Raw genomic sequence first — 16,993 nt, forward strand, 5'->3', positions numbered from 1 at the left:
GTCGCGTGCAACGCTCCGCTGCAGCCGAAGCGTCGGGCCTGAATCGCAAGTGCCTTGCGCTGCCCAAGCCAGGCACTATCCTTATCGATACAGCCCGTGGCGGGCCTGTTCGATGAGCGTCACCCCACATGAAACAGATCAAGAGCATCCTGGTAGCCAATCGCGGCGAGATCGCCATCCGCATCATGCGGGCGGCCAGCGAGCTGGGCATTCGTACCATCGCCATCTACTCGAACGAGGACCGCTTCGCGCTGCATCGCTTCAAGGCGGACGAAAGCTACCTGGTCGGCAAGGCGATGAAGCCCACCCAGGCCTATCTGTCCGTGCCCGAGATCCTGCGGGTGGCCAAGCATGCGGGGGTCGATGCAATTCACCCCGGCTACGGCTTCCTGAGCGAGAACCCGGACTTTGCCCAGGCCTGCGCCGCCCAGGGCATCGTCTTCATCGGGCCGGAGCCGGAAGTCATGCGCACGCTGGGCAACAAGATCGCCGCCAGGCAGGCGGCGCAGCGCGCCGGCGTGCCCGTGATGCCTGCCACGCCTGCACTCACGGGCAGCCTGGACGATGCACTCGCCGCTGCCGAGGCGATCGGCTATCCCGTGATGCTCAAGGCAAGCTGGGGTGGCGGCGGGCGCGGCATGCGCGTGATCGAGAGCGCGGACGACCTGCGCGCCCAGCTCGACGTGGCACGCCGCGAAGCGCTGACGGCCTTCGGCAACGACGAGGTGTACCTCGAGAAGCTGGTGCGCCAGGCGCGCCACGTTGAAGTCCAGCTGCTGGGCGACACCCATGGCAACCTCGTCCACCTGTTCGAGCGCGACTGCTCGATCCAGCGCCGGCACCAGAAGGTGGTGGAGCGCGCGCCGGCGCCCTATCTCGATCCGGCCCAGCGCGAGGCGCTGTGCCAGGCCGCGCTGCGCCTGGGGCGCGAGGTATCCTACACGCACGCAGGCACCGTCGAGTTCCTGATGGATGTGGAGACCTCGGCGTTCTACTTCATCGAGGTGAATCCCCGGATCCAGGTGGAGCACACGGTGACGGAGCAAGTGACCGGCATCGACCTGATCAAGGCGCAGATCAAGGTGTCGGAAGGCGCGCGCATCGGCGACGCTGCGTCCGGCGTGCCGCTGCAGGCCGGCATCGAGGTGCGCGGCCACGCGCTGCAGTGCCGCGTCACCACCGAGGACCCGGAGAACGGCTTCAACCCCGACTATGGCCGGCTGACCGCCTACCGCACCGGCGCCGGCTTCGGCATCCGCCTGGATAGCGGCACCGCTTATGCCGGCGCGGTCATCACGCCCTACTACGACTCCTTGCTGACCAAGGTGACCGCATGGGCGCCAACGGCCGATGAAGCGGCCCAGCGCATGCTCCGTGCCCTGCGCGAGTTCCGTGTGCGCGGCGTCTCGACCAACCTGCGCTTTCTGGAGAATGTGGTCTCCCACCCGAAGTTCGCCGCTGGCGACTACACCACCCGCTTCATCGACACCGAAGCCAAGCTGTTCCGCTTCACGGCGCGCAAGGACACCGCGACCAAGCTGCTGCAGTTCATCGGCGAGACCACCGTGCACGGCAGCCCCGAGATGCGCGGCCGCACCGCGCCGGCCGGCACGTTCGGGCCGCCGCGCCTGCCGGTGGAGGCCGGTACCCCGCCCGTCCAGGCCGGATTGCGCCCTTGCTCAAGCAGCTTGGCCCGGAAAAGTTCGCGGCGTGGATGCGCGAGCAGAAAGCCGTCCTGCTGACCGACACCAGCATGCGCGACGCGCACCAGTCGCTGTTTGCAACCCGCATGCGCACCCGCGACATGGCGCAGATCGCGCCGCACTACGCGGCCAAGCTCCCGGGGCTGTTCTCGGTGGAGTGCTGGGGCGGCGCGACCTTCGACGTCGCCATGCGCTTTCTCAAGGAGGATCCGTGGCAGCGGCTCGAGAAGCTGCGCAGCGCCATGCCGGACATGTTGCTGCAGATGCTGCTGCGCGCGAGCAACGCCGTGGGCTACACCAACTATCCGGACAACGTGGTCCGTCATTTCGTGCAGCAGGCCGCGGCCACCGGCATCGACCTGTTCCGGGTCTTCGACTCGCTCAACAGCGTCGACAACATGCGCGTCGCCATGGAGGCCGTGCGCGAATCCGGCGCCCTGTGCGAAGCGGCGATCTGCTATACGGGCGACCTGTTCGACGCGTCACGCCGGTACACACTTCCCTACTATCTCAAGATGGCGAAGGAACTGGAAAGCGCGGGCGCGCACATCATCGCCATCAAGGACATGGCCGGGCTATGCCGGCCGGCAGCGGCGAAAGCGCTGGTCAGCGCGCTGAAACAGGAGACCGGCCTGCCGATCCACTTCCATACGCACGACACCAGCGGCATTGCCGCCGCCAGCGTGCTCGCCGCGATCGACGCCGGCGTGGATGCGGTGGACGGCGCCATCGACGCCCTGAGCGGCCTGACCTCGCAGCCCAACCTGGGTTCGATCGTCAGCGCGCTGCAGGGCACCGAGCGCGCCCCGGCGGTCTCGCCCGCGGCCATCCAGGAAATCTCCCGCTATTGGGAAGACGTGCGGGCGTACTACACGCCTTTCGAATCCGAGATGCGTGCCGGCACGTCCGACGTCTATCTGCACGAAATGCCCGGGGGCCAGTACACCAACCTGCGCGAACAGGCCCGGGCCATGGGCCTGGAGCCACAATGGGCCCGCGTGGCGACGACCTATGCCGAGGTCAACCAGCTCTTCGGGGATATCGTCAAGGTCACGCCCACCTCCAAGGTCGTGGGCGACATGGCGCTCTATATGGTGGCCAACAACCTCAGCGCCGACATGGTGCTGGCGCCGGACAGCAACATCCAGTTCCCCGACTCCGTCGTCTCCCTGTTTCGCGGTGACCTGGGCTTCCCCGAGCAGGGCTTTCCGCGGGCGCTGCAGGACAAGGTGCTCAATGGCATGGCGCCGCTCACGGCACGCCCCGGCGCCGTCATGCCGCCGGCCGACATGGAAGCCGCGCACGCGGCGGTACAGGCGCTGCTCGGCCACGCGCCGACGGAGAACGACATCTCCGCCTACCTGATGTACCCAAAGGTGTTCGCCGACTTTGCGCATGCGCGCAAGACTTATGAGGACGTATCGGTGCTGCCCACCCCGGTGTTCTTCTACGGCATGCAGGAAGGCGAGGAAGTCGCCGTCGATATCGCCCAGGGAAAGACGCTGATCGTCCGCCTGCTGGGCAAGTCCGTGGCGGACGACGACGGGCAGGTAAAGCTGTTCTTCGAGCTCAACGGCCAGCCCAGGCTGGTGCGCGTGGACGCCACCCGGGACGGCGGCGGCAAGCGGCGGCGCGCGCCCGCCGAGGAAGGCAATCCCCTGCATGTGCCGGCCCCCATGCCCGGCGCGGTCGCCTCGGTCTGCGTCAAGGCCGGCGACATCGTCAAGGCAGGCGCCACACTGCTCTCGCTCGAAGCCATGAAGATGGAAATGACCATCCAGGCCGAAGCCGACGGCGTGGTCGAGATGGTCCATGTCAAGCCGGGAGACCTGGTGGAAGCCAAGGACCTGCTGGTGGCGATGAAGCCGGCTTAGGCCGCCGCAACTACCTGCAAGCCGATCCTCAGAAAGACCGCGGCATGCCAAGGATGTGCTCCCCGACATACGACAGGATGAGGTTGGTCGAGATCGGCGCGACCTGGTACAGGCGGGTTTCGCGGAACTTGCGCTCCACGTCGTATTCCGCGGCGAAGCCAAACCCACCGTGATACTGCAGGCAGGCGTTGGCGGCCTCCCAGGAGGCATCCGCCGCCAGCAGCTTGGCCATGTTGGCCTGCGCGCCGCACGGCTGGTGCTCGTCGAACAGCTTGGCAGCCTGGAAGCGCATCAGGCTCGCCGCTTCCACGTTGACGAACGCCCGCGCGATAGGGAACTGCACGCCCTGGTTCTGGCCGATGGGCCGGCCGAACACCACGCGCTCGTTGACGTACTTGGTCACCTTGTCGATGAACCAGTAGCCGTCGCCGATGCATTCCGCTGCAATGAGCGTGCGCTCGGCATTCAGGCCATCCAGGATGTACTTGAAGCCCTTGCCCTCCTCGCCGATCAGGTTCTCGGCCGGGATCTCCAGGTTGTCGAAAAAGAGCTCGTTGGTCTCGTGATTGACCATGTTGATGATCGGCTGGACCGTCAGGCCCTTGCCGATGGCCTCGCGCAGGTCCACGAGGAAGATGGACATACCTTCCGACTTCTTCTTGCACTCCGCCAGCGGCGTGGTCCGCGCCAGCAGGATCATGAGATCCGAGTGCTGCACGCGCGAGATCCAGACCTTCTGGCCGTTGACGACATACTTGTCGCCCTTGCGCACCGCGGTGGTCTTGATCTTGGTGGTATCCGTCCCGGTGCTCGGCTCGGTGACCGCCATGGATTGCAGGCGCAGCTCGCCGCTCGCGATCTTCGGGAGGTACTCCCGCTTTTGCTCGAGGGAGCCGTGGCGCAGCAGCGTGCCCATGTTGTACATCTGGCCATGGCAAGCGCCCGAGTTGCCGCCGGCACGGTTGATCTCTTCCATGATGACCGAGGCCTGCGTCAGGCTCAGCCCCGATCCGCCGTACTCCTCGGGGATCAGGGCGGCCAGCCAGCCGGCGGCGGTCAGTGCATTGACGAATTCCTCGGGATAGCCCCGGACCTCGTCGATCTTGCGGAAATACTCCGACGAGAACTGCCCGCACAGGTCGCGGATGGCTTCGCGGATTTCTTGATGTTCATCGACTATGTTCAGCACGGGATGTCTCCGTAAGCGTTTTGCTTTGTCTGGTTCGGTTTGATTCGGATTGATTCCGATTGATTCCAATTGATTCCGATTGGGTGAGCCTGGCTTAGCCAAGCTCGGCGGTAGCGGTCATGGCGAGGGCGCCGTCCGCCTGGCGAATCCACAGCGCGACCGTCTTGCCGTCCTCGCTCACTTTCCCGCAGGCCTGGAAGCGCTGGGGAACATGGGTGGGCCGCACGCCCTTGAAGGAGAAGCTGCTGACGGTGGCATCCGGCAGATTCCTGCGTACCAGGTCGAGCAGCAGCACGGCCAGCAACGGGCCGTGGACGATCAGGTCCGGATAGTGCTCGACGGTGGTCACGTACTCGTGGTCGTAGTGGATCCGGTGGCCATTGAACGTCAGCGCGGAGAAGCGGAACAGCAGCACCGGGTCGGGCACGATGTCGCGGGACCAGTCTTCGTCCGTGCGCGCGGCAACCGGCTCCGGCGCCGCGGCGCCCGGAGCGGCTTGCTCGCGGTAGACGATGTCGTGCTCTTCCGTCACGGTCAGGCCCTGCGGCCCCGAATATCTGTGCTCCACGGTCACGAAGGCCAGCGAGCCGGTGCGGCCCGTCTTGGCGTTCACGTCGAGGATGGTGGAGGTCTTCGACACCGCGTCGCCAACGCGCAGCGGCTGGTGAAAGCGCAGGCGCCCGCCGGCCCACATGCGGCGCGGCAGCGGCACGGGCGGCAGGAAGCCACCGCGATTGGCGTGGCCGTCGACGCCCAGCTCGGACTGCCGGTGCAGCGGCAGGAAATACAGCCAGTGCCAGAGCGGCGGCAAGGCATCGCCACGCACGGGGGCCGGGTCTTCACGGTCCAGGGTCGCGCAAAGCGCCTTGACCGGGAACGCGGTGATTTCGTCCTGGGACTCGGTTGACTTACCGATCCACTCCTTCAGTTTGGCAGTGTCCATCAATCTCTCTGTGGTTATGCTCGGGGTCAGTCGTTGATGTTGATCAGGCCGGCGCCCGGCCCGCGCGCTCAAGCAGGCTCACGGCGCGCGCAATGACGGGCGCGTCGATCATTTCGCCGTCCAGCTGGAATGCGCCCGGGCCTGACCTTGCCTGCTCGACCACTCTCGCGGCCCAGGCCAGTTGCGCTTCGGTTGGCCGGTAGGCACCGTTGACTTCGGCCACCTGCGCGGGATGAATGCAGAGCTTTGCCCCGAAGCCCAGGCGCCGCCCGCGTTCGGTGGCGTTGCGGAGTTCGTCGACATCGGCAATGGCAACCGTCACCCCGTCCACCGGCGCCGCAATGCGCGCGACCCGGGACGCAAGGACGAGCATGGAGCGGAAAAACAGCAGTTCCTGGTCGTCGCCTTCGATGCCCATCTCCGTGCGGAAGTCCACGGTCCCGAATACCAGGCGGTCAACGCCCGGCGCGCCGGCCACCTCGTTGATATTGGCCATGCCCCTGGCGGTCTCGATGAGCGGGAGCACCTTCACGCCGGGGCGAAGGTGTTTTGCCACCAGCGCGACATCCGCCGCGCTTTCCGCCTTGGGCAGGACGACGCCCGTCACGCCTGCCTCGCCGCAAAGGCACAGGTCATGCTCAAACCATTGCGTCTGCGTGGCATTGATGCGCACCATGCCGGCCCCACCGCCAGCCAGGTACGCCTCCAGCAGCCCCCTTGCCCGGTCCTTGTCCTCGTCGGACACCGCGTCCTCGAGGTCGAGAATGACCGCGTCCGCGCCTGACGCGTTGGCTTTGGCGAAGCGTTCGGGACGATTGGCGGGCACGAAGAGATAGGAACGAGCGAAAGCGGCGGTTGCCATGAGGTCTTTATCCGGATAGCGGGCAATAGCGGGCAATAGGTTCAGATCGCGCCTTCGGCGCTGAGGCGGGCTACATCGTCCGCGGTGTAGCCAAGCTCGCGCAGGATGCGCTCGCTGTGCTGGCCAAGCGCGGGAATCGCGTCCATGCGTGGCTCGAACGACTGCGGCGTGCCGGGCGGCAGTAGCGCCGGAATGACGCCGACGGGCGACTGCACCGAGGTCCAGCGCTCGCGCGCCTTGAGCTGCGGATGGTCCCAGACGTCGCGCATGTCGTTCATGCGGGCATTGGCGATCTGCGCGCGCTCGAGCCGCTCGATCACCGCCTCGATCGTCAGGGCGGAGAACACCGTCGTGATGATCTCCGTCAGTTCAGCGCGGCTCTGTGTGCGCAGGGAGTTCGTGACAAAGCGCGCGTCGGCCGTCAGCTCCGTCCGCTCCAGCACGACGCGGCAAAAGGCCTCCCACTCGCGCTCGTTCTGCAGGCCCAGGATGATGGTCTTGCCGTCGCCGGCGGTAAAAGGGCCGTACGGGAAGATGGTCGCGTGCGAGGCGCCGGCACGCGGCGGCGGCGTTGCGCCATCGAAGGCGTAATAGAGCGGGTAGCTCATCCACTCGACCATGCTCTCCAGCATCGACACGTCGATATGCGCGCCCTTTCCGGTCTTGCCGCGCTGCAGCAGCGCGGCCAGGATGTTGGTATAGGCGTACATGCCGGCGGCGATGTCGGCAATGGAGCAGCCTGCCTTGGCGGGGCTATCTGGGGCGCCGGTGATGGAGACGAAGCCGGACTCCGCCTGGATCAGCAGGTCATAGGCCTTCTTGTCCCGGTAGGGACCGTCGTTGCCGTAGCCTGAGATATCGCAAACGACCATGCCGGGGTAGCGCTGCGACAACGCCGCATAGGAAAGGCCGAGCCGGTCCGCCGCGCCCGGCGCCAGGTTCTGCACCAGCACGTCGGCCTTGTCGAGGATCTTGTCCAGGATGGTGGATGCCTCGCTGTGCTTGAGGTCCAGCGCCAGGCTTTCCTTGGAACGGTTGGTCCAGGCGAAATGCGAGGACAGGCCATCCACCCGTTCATCGTAGCCACGCGCGAAATCGCCCACCTTGGGCCGCTCGACCTTGATGACCCGGGCACCAAGGTCCGCCAGCTGCCGGGTACAGAACGGCGCGGCAATGGCGTGTTCGAGGGAAACGACGGTGATGCCATCCAGGGGGCGCATAGCAGCCTTATCCGGTCAGGGTCCCGCCTGCCCTGCGCAGCGCAGCGGCAAACGGGAGAAATGGGTCCACGGCGCCCCGTCCCAGCCGGAAGTCGCCACGCTTGGGCGGCACGCCTGGTGCAGCGTCCGCCGGAGCTAGTCTCTCAAAGTGAGGGGTATCGGTATATCTTGTTTTATCGAAGCAGCCATTCGCTTTAGTGGAAACCATCGCCTTGCCAGCGCGGCCGCCGCATGAATTGCGGCGCCAGCGACCCCTTGGTACAGTGGCGGCGAAGGAGTATCCATGCACTTTGACTTTGCCGACCTCAGGCTCTTTGCCCGCATCGCCGAGGAAGAAAACCTCTCTCGCGGTGCGAGAAAAGCATTTTTGTCCCCAGCTGCTGCCAGCGCGCGCCTCAAGTCCCTGGAAGACCAGTTGGGCACCCGGCTGTTCTACCGGGAGAGCAAAGGACTGGCGCTGACGCCCGCCGGAGAACGGTTGCTGCGCCACGCGCGGGTCATCGAGCGGCAGTTCGAACATGTGCGCAGCGATTTCGAGGAGTTTTCGAAGGATACCGTCGGTCACATCCGCATCTTCGCGAACACCACCGCGGTCACGGAGTTCATGCCGGAAGTGCTTTCCCGCTTCATGGCGGAGCGCCCTGCCGTGACCGTTGACCTGCAGGAGCGCCTGACGCGGGACATCATCCGGGGCGTGCTCGACGGCAGCGCGGACCTTGGCATCATCTCCGGGCCCCTGAACCCGGAAGGGCTTGAAGTGGTGCACTTCAGCACCGACAAGCTAGTGCTTGCCACGCCCATCGGCCATCCGCTCACGCAAAAGAGCAAGGTCTCGCTCGCCGACACCCTCGAGTACGAGCACGTGAGCCTGCACGAAGGCAGCACCCTGCATGCCTTCCTCACCGACCTGGTCCGCGAGCAACGGCGCAAGCTGCAGATCCGCATCCAGATTCGCAGCTTTGAAGCGATGTGCCGCATGATCGAAGCGGGCGTGGGCATCGGCGTGGTGCCGCTCTCCGCGGCGCTGCGGCACCGCCAGACCATGAAGCTCGCCATCGTCGAGCTGGACGACCCGTGGGTGATCCGCGAGCGCGCGGTCATCGTGCGCGAACTGCAGGGGCTGCCCGGCTGCGCGCGCGCCCTCATCGACGAGCTGATCAACGTGGCGCAAGCTGCCGGCGGAAGCCCGGCAAAGCTCATCGGCTGACGACGCGAACGCTGCACCGAGGCATCTCGCCAAGGCACCGCTACCGCATGGTGAACGGATTGCCGGAGCCCGCGCCGGTATTGATCCAGACGCTCTTGGTCTGCAGATAAGCCCGGATCGCGTCGATGCCGTTCTCCCGCCCCAGGCCGGAGTCCTTGTAGCCACCGAATGGCGACATGACACTGACCGCCCGGTACGTATTCACCCAAACGGTGCCGGCCTGGATCTGCTCGGACATGCGGAACGCCCTGCCGATATCGCTGGTCCATACGCCCGCCCCGAGGCCGTAGCAGCTATCGTTGGCGATCGCTATCGCTTCGCGTTCGTCCTTGAACTTCAGGATGGACAACACCGGGCCAAAGACTTCCTCCCGCGCGATGCGCATCTGCGGGGTAACGCCGGTGAAGATGGTCGGCTCGACGAACCACCCGTCCCCGCACGACGCGGGCTGGCCGCCCAGCACCAAGTTGGCGCCCTCGTCCTTGGCAATCTGGATGTAGGAAAGCACCTTGTCATACTGCGCCGGCGTGGTAATGGGGCCGACCTGCGTCGAGGCGTTCATCGGGTTGCCAAGCTTTGCCGTCCTGGCCAGCGCCACCAGCTTGTCCACGAATGCATCGTGGATGTCTTCCTGCAGCAGCAAGCGGGAACCGGCAATGCAGGTTTGTCCGCTGGCCGCGAAGATGCCCGAGACGGCGCCATTGACGGCATCCTCCATGTTGGCATCGTTGAACACGATGTTGGGCGACTTGCCGCCAAGCTCCAGGCTGACATGCTTGAACTGCGCCGCGCACTGCTGGTTGATCACGCGGCCGGTGGCATCGGACCCCGTGAACGTGACCTTCCTGACCAGCGGATGCGTGACGAGCGGCGAGCCGACCTCCGCGCCGAAACCCGTCACGACGTTGAAGACGCCCGGCGCAAAGCCTGCCTCCTGGAACAGCAGCGCCAGCTCCAGCGCGGAAACGGAAGTGAATTCCGACGGCTTGACCACCACCGTGCACCCGGCGGCCAGCGCCGGCGCGATCTTCCACGCCAGCAGCATCAGCGGGGAATTCCAGGGCGTGATGGCGGCCACCACGCCCAAGGGCTCGCTGCGCGTGTAGTTGAAGTAGCCCTTCTTGTCGAGCGGGATGACCGTGCCCTCGATCTTGTCGGCCAGGCCGCCAAAATAGTAGAACCACTGCGGCAGGTACTTCACCTGCCCGCTCATCTCGGCGAGCAGCTTGCCGTTGTCCTGCACTTCGAACTCGGCCAGGCGCTCGGCGTCCCTGGCGATCAGGTCGCCGAGCCTGCGCAGCAACGCGCCACGCTGGGTGGCCGTCAGCTCCGCCCACGGTCCCACGCGGAATGCGCGATCGGCTGCGCTGGCCGCGCGGTCCACGTCGGCCGCCGTGCCGCGGGCAACCTCTGCCCAGGCTTTGCCGGTGAAGGGATTTTGGGTTTCGAACCAGCGACCGTCGCTTGCATTCACGAAGGTCCCGTCGATGAACATTTGATACTGCTTCATGGCGCAATGCTGTCCGGTTAGGTTGGAAGTGCAGGATGGATGCGCAGGATGGCAAGCTGCCGCGGCACGGCTGGGACGGCTAGAACGGCTCGAAGCCCAGATGCTGGCGGAACCGGTTCTTGACGAATACGCCGTCGCGCGGCGGCAAGGCGCGCTGGTGCTCCTCGGCGCCGATGCTCACCCGGGCCACGGTCATCCCGCCGGCGTTGCGGATCGCGTGCGCCAGCGTCTCGACTTCGTCGATGTCGAAGATCTCGAGCGTCGAAGCCACGCCGCAACCCTTGGCCACCTGCGCGAGGTTGGTGCCCAGGCTGGTGTGGCTTTGCTGCATGCCGGTCTCGCCAAAGTGCCCGTTATCCAGGATCACCACCGCGAGGTTCCTCGGGTTCTGCGCAGCGGCGGTCGCCAGGCTGCCGATGCCCATTAGTTGCTCGCCGTCGCCCGTGATGGCGATGACCTGCTTGTGCGGCTGTGCCACGGCCAGCCCGAGCGCCACCGAGGTGGATCCGCCCATGGCGCCCCACAGGTAGAAATTGCTCGGCCGGTCGCCGGCGGCAAGGACGTCGTACGAGGGCGAGCCGAGACCGGTCACGACGAGCGCATCGGGAAACTGCCTGAGCAGCGCGGCAACGAAATCGCGGCGGTTGATCGCCGGCTTGGAGGTCGAGGTAGTCATAGGTTCAGCGCACCCACTTTTTGCGGCCGATGAGGCTTTGAGAGAGAAGAATCGCGACGCGTTGCCCGGCGTCGAATGCGGAAGACAGCCCCGCATCGACCAGTTCCGCAGCGTCCTGCGGCGAGTCCACGCGGTACACCGTGATGCCCATCAGCTTGAGCGCCCCCTCGGTAGCCAGGCCCATCGGCCCCTGCCAGGGATTGAACTCGGCGTACTCGCCGCGCATGGTCACGATGGTGAAGAACGGGAAACGGCAGCTTTCCAGCAGCGAGAACATGTTCACGCAGTTGCCCACGCCGCTGCTCTGCATGAGCAGCACCGCGCGCTCGCCGCCCAGCCACGCGCCGCTGACCACGCCGACGCCCTCTTCCTCGGTGGTGAGGACGATGTCGCGGATCTCCGGGTCGGCCTTGGCCCGCTGGATGACATGCGAGTGGCCGGCGTCCGGCACGTAGGCAACTTGGCGGACCCCGGCTTGCTTGATGACTCGGAAGATGTCTTCTTGCCAGGCAAGGGGCTCAGGATTTGGATTTGTCATGGGAAGTGATCCAGGTAGGGGAACAACGCTGTTATCATAAAATTGAATGGAATCATTTATGAAATACAATAATTTGATTCCTCCATCAGTAATTTGGATAGCCGGGCATCACCGGCCAACCATCAGGATCTCGCACCCCACGCCCATGGACATCAAGCAACTTCGCGCCCTCCTGGCCATCGCCGAGACCGGCAGCGCCACCAAGGCCGCCGAGCTTCTTCGCATCGTGCAGCCGGCCGTCTCCCGGCATGTACGGCTGCTTGAAGAGGAGTTCGGCGTAGAGCTGTTCGAGCGCGAACGGCATGGCATGGTCCTGACCGACGCGGGCCGGACCCTGGTTGAGTACGGCCGCCGCGCACTGCGCGAGCTTGACCGGGCCAAGGCGGAGATCCAGCCGGTGGCTGGGACGATCTCCGGCACGGCGGCGCTCGGCCTGCTCCCCAGCACGTGCGAGCTGCTGGCCGCGGCGCTGGTCGCCACCGTGAAGGACAAGCACCCGCAACTGGTCATGCGGCTCAACGTGGGCTACGCGGGCAACCTCATGCAATGGCTTGAGTCGGGCGAGGTCGAGATCGCGCTGCTGTACGACATCAAGGCTTCCCCGGCCTGCAGGTCGAGGCGCTGCTCGACGAACAGCTCTGCCTGATCGGCCTGCCCGGCACCGTGCCCGCGGGCGCCGCGCACACCATCGAGAGCCTGCGGGACCTGCCGCTGGTGCTGCCCAATGCGCCGCACGGCCTGCGCACGGTGGTCGAGCATGCGTGTGCGGTAGCCGGGGTCTCGCTCACGGTCGCCGTCGAGACCAACTCCCTGAGCGTGCAGAAATCCCTGGTTGCCAAGGGCTTTGGCTATACGGTCCTGCCCAGCTCGGCGGTCTCCGAAGAACTGGAAAGAGGCACGTTGGCCGCAGCGCCGATCACCTCTCCCAACCTTTCCCGGCGCATCGTGCTGGCGCATCCGGCCACGCGCCGGATGTCGCCTGCCGCCAGCTTCGCCTCGGCGGAACTGGTCACGCTGATCAAGCGCCTGGTGCTGGGTGGCGCCTGGCCAGGGGCCACCTGGATTGGCGCGTAGCGCGGCCGGGCGCCGCCGAGGGCTGCACTCAGTCCGCCTGGATGTTGCCCGCCTTGATGACCTCCGCCCAGCGGCGCGTCTCCGCCTGCACGAACCTGGCGGCCTGGTCCGGGCTGGAATCCACCACGGGTTCCACGCCGATCTTTTCCATCCGCTCCCGTACTTCAGGGTCCTTGACGGCCTGTTGCAGGGCCGCGCTCAGCTTTTCGATCACGGGCGCGGGGGTGCCGCGGGGCACCATCACCATGTTCCAGATCGAGGTTTCATAGCTGGGAAAACCCGCCTCCTTCATCGTCGGGACCTTCGGCAGCACGCTCGAACGCGTCCCGGTCGTGACCGCGAGCGCCTTCAGGCGCCCGGCCTTGATCATGGGCGCGGAAGTGGAAACGGCATCGGTGATGAACTGCAGGTCGCCGGACATCACGGACTGGATCGCCTGGCTCGCACCCCGGTAAGGCGCGTGGACGATGTCCAGGTGTTCCTGGTACTTCAGCAGTTCTACGGCCATATGCAGCGCGCTGCCCTTGCCCGCGGAGCCGTAGCTGTACTTGCCGGGGTGCTTCCTGATGTCGTCGACCAGTTCCTTTGCGGTGTTGGCTTTCACCGATGGGTTCACCGAGAGCACCATCGGCACGGCGGCCACGATCGACACGGGCACGACCGCGCCGCTGTCATAGGGAAGCGTCTTGTATAGCGACGCGTTGATGGCGTGCGAGCTGGTGCCGAACAGCAGCGTGTAGCCATCGGCCTTGCTCTTGGCGACGGCGTCGGTGGCAATGCTGCCGCCCGCGCCTGCCCGGTTCTCGACCACGATCGACTGGCCCAGCAGCATGCCGACCTTGTTGGCGACGATACGCGCCACCAGGTCCGTGCTGCCGCCGGCGGCAAAGCCGACCACCATGCGGATGGGATGGTCGGGGTACACCGGCTGGGCGTGCGCGCCAAAGGCGACGAGCGCACCGATCCCGACTTGCACAATCAAGCGTTTCATGTCTCTTCCAGATTGTTATAGTGCGGGCCCGGCGGCAATCGCCAGACCCGTGGAGACGATGGTAGCCAGCGGGCAAGACAATGGTGAAATAGAAAATTACGCTGCTGCCATCAGCGAACTAGATGCCTGCAGTGCTGGCCCGGGCGCGCGCTGCTACCGCCCTGCCGCAGGCAAACGCAAAAACGCCGCGCTGCGGCTGCAGGCGGCGTTCTTGCGATGACGGCGGGCCCTGGCCGGCCCGCGCTGGCACCCGTCATGCCATCTCGTTAGTCCGCTTCCACCTTCATCGTTCTCAGTAGCGGTTGCCATTTGTCGCTCTCCGCCTTGAGCCAGGTGTGCAGCCCTTCCGGCGTCTGCTTGTCGACTGGCACGACCTCGGCGCCGAGATCATCGAGCCGCTTCGCTACCAACGGGTCCTGCAGGCCCTTCTGCAGGGCTTTGGTCAAGCGCGCGGTGACGGCTGGCGGCGTGCCCTTGGGCGCGTAGACCCCATGCCAGACCTTCATGTCGAAACCCTTGAGACCGCCCTCCTGCAGCGTCGGCGCATTGGGTAGCGCCTTGATGCGCTTGGGCGTGGTCACGCCATAGAACCTGAGCCGGTTGGCATTGATATGCGGCAACGTCGACGTGGTCTGGTCGCACAACAGGTCAACCTGCCCGCCAAGCAGCGCCGTAAGCGCCGGCCCGGTGCCCTGGTAGGGAATCGCGGTCATCTTCACATGCACCGCCTCCTCGAACAGCAGCCCGCACAGCTGGGATACCGCCCCCAGCCCAGCATTGGCCAGGGAGACCTTGTCCTTGTTCTGGGTGACGTACTTCACCAGGTCTTGCGCGGTGGCCGGGGGCAGGTCCTTGCGCCCGAGCAGCGTCATCGGGACATCCGCGACTTGCCCGATGTACTCGAAGTCTCTCAGCGGGCTGTACGACAGCTTCTTGTACAGCGCGGGCGCCGTCGCCATCCCGTTGTGGTGGATCAGGATGGTGTAGCCATCCGGCTGGGCCCGCGCGACATAGGCCGCCGCGACGGTGCCGCCGGCGCCGAGGCGGTTCTCCACGATCACGCTCTGGCCAAGATCCTTGGACATCGCCTGCGCGAGTGCTCGCGCCACGACATCCGTCGGGCCGCCCGCCGAAAAGGGAACCACCAGCGTGACCGGCTTGGACGGGAACCCATCCGCGGCCATCGCGCCCGAGGCAAGCGCTGCCGCAAGCGGCCCGAAAACCATCCACTTCAACCCAGTGCCTACGTGCTTTATCGCGGTCATGCCAATCATCGTTGTCTCCGAAACTCGTGCCGGCAAGCTGAGGCGCTTGCCTGTTCTAGGGTGCTGGCCGAAGGTTGCCGGATAAGCCCGCGCGAGAGAATCCGGATTATCTGAACGGGCCATACGACGTGGCCGAACGCGGGCCCGCCGCCGTGTAGCATTCGTCGCATTGATTGACGCCATGGCGCCGCTGGACTGTAATGCGGCTTCTCGCGTGAGAGCCTTGCCAGGCCACGCGATCACGAACATCCGATTCACCAGGGTCGCCTCCATGCCAGCTTCCGTGCCAGCTTCCGTGCCAGCTACCAGCCGCCTGAACCAGCCGCAATCGATCGAGGACCTCCTGCTCTACCGCCTGAGCTGCCTGCTGGCGGATGCCGGCGGCATCGTGATCCGCTATTGCGAGGGCCAGTTCGGCATCACGCGCAGGGAATGGCGCCTGCTGGCCCTGCTGGGCGCACAGGGTGCGCCGCGTGAGATGAGCTCGTCCGAGCTGGCGCAACTGGCCCACCTGGACCGTCCCCGCGCCTCCCGCACGATCACCGCCCTGGTCGACAAGAAGCTGGTCAGCCGGGTGGCGCGGCCGGACGATGCGCGGCAGGTCACGCTGGCGCTGACCGCTGCGGGAGAGGCGCTGTACGGCGAGATCTTCCCGCTGACGAAACAGGTCAACCTGGAACTGCTGGATGCGCTGGAGGACAAGGAAGTGGCGCAGCTAGGTGACATGCTGGGGCGGCTTGAGCAGCGCTCGCGGCAGATGGCCGCGCGTGGCGGCCTGCCGCTCGCGGACCGGCGGCGTGGTGGCAGCGGGCGCAGCCGCCAGGCGCCGGCGCAGGGCGATGCGCAGGTGGCTGGAAATGGCAAGTAGCCCGCCTGCTTAGCGCCGGCAGCTTCATGCTCAAAGCCTGCTACCTGCGCAAGGCCTGAGCACGCGCGCCACGGTCAGCGCCGCGCCTCCCGCGCCGCGAATCGGGCCTCCAGCAGCGCGGCGAATTCCTCGGTGATCGCGGAGCTGGCCGACTGGCTGGGCAGCGCCATGCACACTTCCACCGGGCAAGCCGGCAGCAGCGGCAGCACGCGCAGGCCGTGCGCGAACACGTCAGCCACGTACGGATTCACGATGCCGATGCCGGCGCCCTGCGCGGCCATGCTGCAGATGGTCCCCGAATAAGTGGTCTCGATGGTGGCCGACGGCTCTACCTGCCACTGCCGCATGCCCCGCAGGAATGCCACATGCAGTTCGTCATCGGCGTTCAGCGTGAGCAGGAACTGGTTGTGCAGGTCGCGTACGTGAATCGTGGCGCGCCCGGCCAGCGCGTGGCCGGGATGCATGACGCAAACCGCGTTGGTGCGATGCATGACGCGCACGTCGAAGTGGGGATCGTCGAGATGGCTGGTGGACAGCACCAGGTCATACTGGCCATTGAGCAGGCCCTCGCGCAGGTGGTGCCCGCCTACCGTCTGCAGATTGACGTGCACGTCCGCATGGCGGCGCGCGAACTCGCCGACCACTTGCGGCATCACCCCCAGCCCGAGTGACGGCGTGCAGCCGATCCGCAGCACGCCGGTGCCGGACTTGCGCAGCACCGCCACGTCCTGCTCGATCCTTGCCAGCCCCATGAAGTGATGCTGCACGGTATCGAACAAGCGGCGCGCTTCCTGCGTTGGGCGTAGCCGCCCCTTCTGTGTATCGAACAGCTTGAGCCCCGCCGCGGCCTGCATCTGGGCCAGCAGCCGGCTCACCGAAGGCTGGGTCGTGTGGAGCATCGCTGCAGCCGCGGTGGTGGTGCCGGTCAGCATCACCGCCCGGAAGGCTTCGATTTCTCGGAAATTCAGGGTTCTCGCCATGGGAAAACGTCCGGATCGATTAGACCCGCAAGATATACCACGACTGCATAGTCTCCCCGCGATAAAGCATTATTCAGAATAATGTCGCTCCCC

Annotated in this window: 12 protein-coding genes and 2 pseudogenes; 4 read left to right on the top strand and 10 right to left on the bottom strand. The window is 65.9% G+C overall.

Features of this window, described 5'->3' with window-relative positions; translation table 11 throughout:
* The first annotated feature begins 128 nt into the window (after positions 1–128).
* Positions 129–3,577, top strand: a pseudogene (locus OMK73_RS18720) (pyruvate carboxylase).
* A gap of 28 nt (positions 3,578–3,605) precedes the next feature.
* On the opposite strand, the gene OMK73_RS18725 reads toward OMK73_RS18720, so the two are convergent.
* The 4 genes from OMK73_RS18725 to OMK73_RS18740 all read right to left on the bottom strand — a co-directional run bounded on the left by OMK73_RS18725 (position 3,606) and on the right by OMK73_RS18740 (position 7,791).
* The gene (locus tag OMK73_RS18725) at positions 3,606–4,766 is read right to left on the bottom strand and encodes an acyl-CoA dehydrogenase family protein (protein WP_420715546.1); all 1,161 of its coding nucleotides are present in this window, start codon (positions 4,764–4,766) and stop codon (positions 3,606–3,608) included.
* Positions 4,767–4,860: 94 nt separating this feature from the next.
* A complete protein-coding gene (locus tag OMK73_RS18730; protein WP_267603455.1) occupies positions 4,861–5,709 on the bottom strand; it encodes an FAS1-like dehydratase domain-containing protein in 849 nt (282 codons plus the stop codon).
* Positions 5,710–5,752: 43 nt separating this feature from the next.
* Complete coding sequence (locus OMK73_RS18735) at positions 5,753–6,571, bottom strand: HpcH/HpaI aldolase/citrate lyase family protein (RefSeq protein WP_267603456.1); 819 nt, start codon at positions 6,569–6,571, stop codon at positions 5,753–5,755.
* 41 nt (positions 6,572–6,612) lie between these two features.
* Complete coding sequence (locus OMK73_RS18740; protein WP_267603457.1) at positions 6,613–7,791, bottom strand: CaiB/BaiF CoA transferase family protein; 1,179 nt, start codon at positions 7,789–7,791, stop codon at positions 6,613–6,615.
* Between the two features lie 283 nt (positions 7,792–8,074).
* On the opposite strand from OMK73_RS18740, the gene OMK73_RS18745 reads away from it, so the two are divergent.
* Entirely contained in the window at positions 8,075–8,998 is a 924-nt protein-coding gene (locus OMK73_RS18745; protein ID WP_267603458.1) for a LysR family transcriptional regulator, read from the top strand.
* 40 nt (positions 8,999–9,038) lie between these two features.
* Here the strand turns inward: OMK73_RS18745 and OMK73_RS18750 are convergent, their stop codons facing one another.
* The 3 genes from OMK73_RS18750 to OMK73_RS18760 form a co-directional block, all read right to left on the bottom strand.
* Entirely contained in the window at positions 9,039–10,508 is a 1,470-nt protein-coding gene (locus tag OMK73_RS18750; RefSeq protein WP_267603459.1) for an aldehyde dehydrogenase, read from the bottom strand.
* Between the two features lie 79 nt (positions 10,509–10,587).
* Complete coding sequence (locus tag OMK73_RS18755; protein ID WP_267603460.1) at positions 10,588–11,184, bottom strand: thiamine pyrophosphate-dependent enzyme; 597 nt, start codon at positions 11,182–11,184, stop codon at positions 10,588–10,590.
* A gap of 4 nt (positions 11,185–11,188) precedes the next feature.
* On the bottom strand, positions 11,189–11,722 hold the full coding sequence (locus OMK73_RS18760; protein ID WP_267603461.1) for a thiamine pyrophosphate-binding protein: 534 nt from the start codon (positions 11,720–11,722) through the stop codon (positions 11,189–11,191).
* A gap of 145 nt (positions 11,723–11,867) precedes the next feature.
* Here OMK73_RS18760 and OMK73_RS18765 point away from each other — a divergent pair.
* Positions 11,868–12,796, top strand: a pseudogene (locus OMK73_RS18765) (LysR family transcriptional regulator).
* Positions 12,797–12,824: 28 nt separating this feature from the next.
* On the opposite strand, the gene OMK73_RS18770 reads toward OMK73_RS18765, so the two are convergent.
* Together OMK73_RS18770 and OMK73_RS18775 are read right to left on the bottom strand one after the other, a co-directional pair.
* Complete coding sequence (locus OMK73_RS18770; RefSeq protein WP_267603462.1) at positions 12,825–13,787, bottom strand: Bug family tripartite tricarboxylate transporter substrate binding protein; 963 nt, start codon at positions 13,785–13,787, stop codon at positions 12,825–12,827.
* Positions 13,788–14,053: 266 nt separating this feature from the next.
* Positions 14,054–15,052 carry a tripartite tricarboxylate transporter substrate-binding protein gene (locus OMK73_RS18775; protein ID WP_420715547.1) on the bottom strand — a complete coding sequence of 333 codons (999 nt, stop codon included), beginning with the start codon at positions 15,050–15,052 and terminating at the stop codon, positions 14,054–14,056.
* Between the two features lie 271 nt (positions 15,053–15,323).
* On the opposite strand from OMK73_RS18775, the gene OMK73_RS18780 reads away from it, so the two are divergent.
* Complete coding sequence (locus OMK73_RS18780) at positions 15,324–15,920, top strand: MarR family winged helix-turn-helix transcriptional regulator (protein ID WP_267603463.1); 597 nt, start codon at positions 15,324–15,326, stop codon at positions 15,918–15,920.
* Positions 15,921–15,994: 74 nt separating this feature from the next.
* Here OMK73_RS18780 and OMK73_RS18785 read toward each other — a convergent pair whose 3' ends face one another.
* Entirely contained in the window at positions 15,995–16,900 is a 906-nt protein-coding gene (locus OMK73_RS18785) for a LysR substrate-binding domain-containing protein (RefSeq protein WP_267603464.1), read from the bottom strand.
* Positions 16,901–16,993 lie beyond the last annotated feature (93 nt).

This window comes from Cupriavidus sp. D39 (assembly GCF_026627925.1).
Lineage (GTDB): Bacteria > Pseudomonadota > Gammaproteobacteria > Burkholderiales > Burkholderiaceae > Cupriavidus > Cupriavidus ulmosensis.

What these genes read in the sequence shown, in the direction of transcription:
- OMK73_RS18735 (WP_267603456.1), bottom strand. Translation starts at nt 6,571, where the DNA reads ATGGCAACCGCCGCTTTCGCTCGTTCCTATCTCTTCGTGCCCGCCAAT.
- OMK73_RS18745 (WP_267603458.1), top strand. Translation starts at nt 8,075, where the DNA reads ATGCACTTTGACTTTGCCGACCTCAGGCTCTTTGCCCGCATCGCCGAG.
- OMK73_RS18775 (WP_420715547.1), bottom strand. Translation starts at nt 15,052, where the DNA reads ATGACCGCGATAAAGCACGTAGGCACTGGGTTGAAGTGGATGGTTTTC.
- OMK73_RS18740 (WP_267603457.1), bottom strand. Translation starts at nt 7,791, where the DNA reads ATGCGCCCCCTGGATGGCATCACCGTCGTTTCCCTCGAACACGCCATT.
- OMK73_RS18780 (WP_267603463.1), top strand. Translation starts at nt 15,324, where the DNA reads ATGCCAGCTTCCGTGCCAGCTTCCGTGCCAGCTACCAGCCGCCTGAAC.
- OMK73_RS18755 (WP_267603460.1), bottom strand. Translation starts at nt 11,184, where the DNA reads ATGACTACCTCGACCTCCAAGCCGGCGATCAACCGCCGCGATTTCGTT.
- OMK73_RS18730 (WP_267603455.1), bottom strand. Translation starts at nt 5,709, where the DNA reads ATGGACACTGCCAAACTGAAGGAGTGGATCGGTAAGTCAACCGAGTCC.
- OMK73_RS18760 (WP_267603461.1), bottom strand. Translation starts at nt 11,722, where the DNA reads ATGACAAATCCAAATCCTGAGCCCCTTGCCTGGCAAGAAGACATCTTC.
- OMK73_RS18770 (WP_267603462.1), bottom strand. Translation starts at nt 13,787, where the DNA reads ATGAAACGCTTGATTGTGCAAGTCGGGATCGGTGCGCTCGTCGCCTTT.
- OMK73_RS18750 (WP_267603459.1), bottom strand. Translation starts at nt 10,508, where the DNA reads ATGAAGCAGTATCAAATGTTCATCGACGGGACCTTCGTGAATGCAAGC.
- OMK73_RS18785 (WP_267603464.1), bottom strand. Translation starts at nt 16,900, where the DNA reads ATGGCGAGAACCCTGAATTTCCGAGAAATCGAAGCCTTCCGGGCGGTG.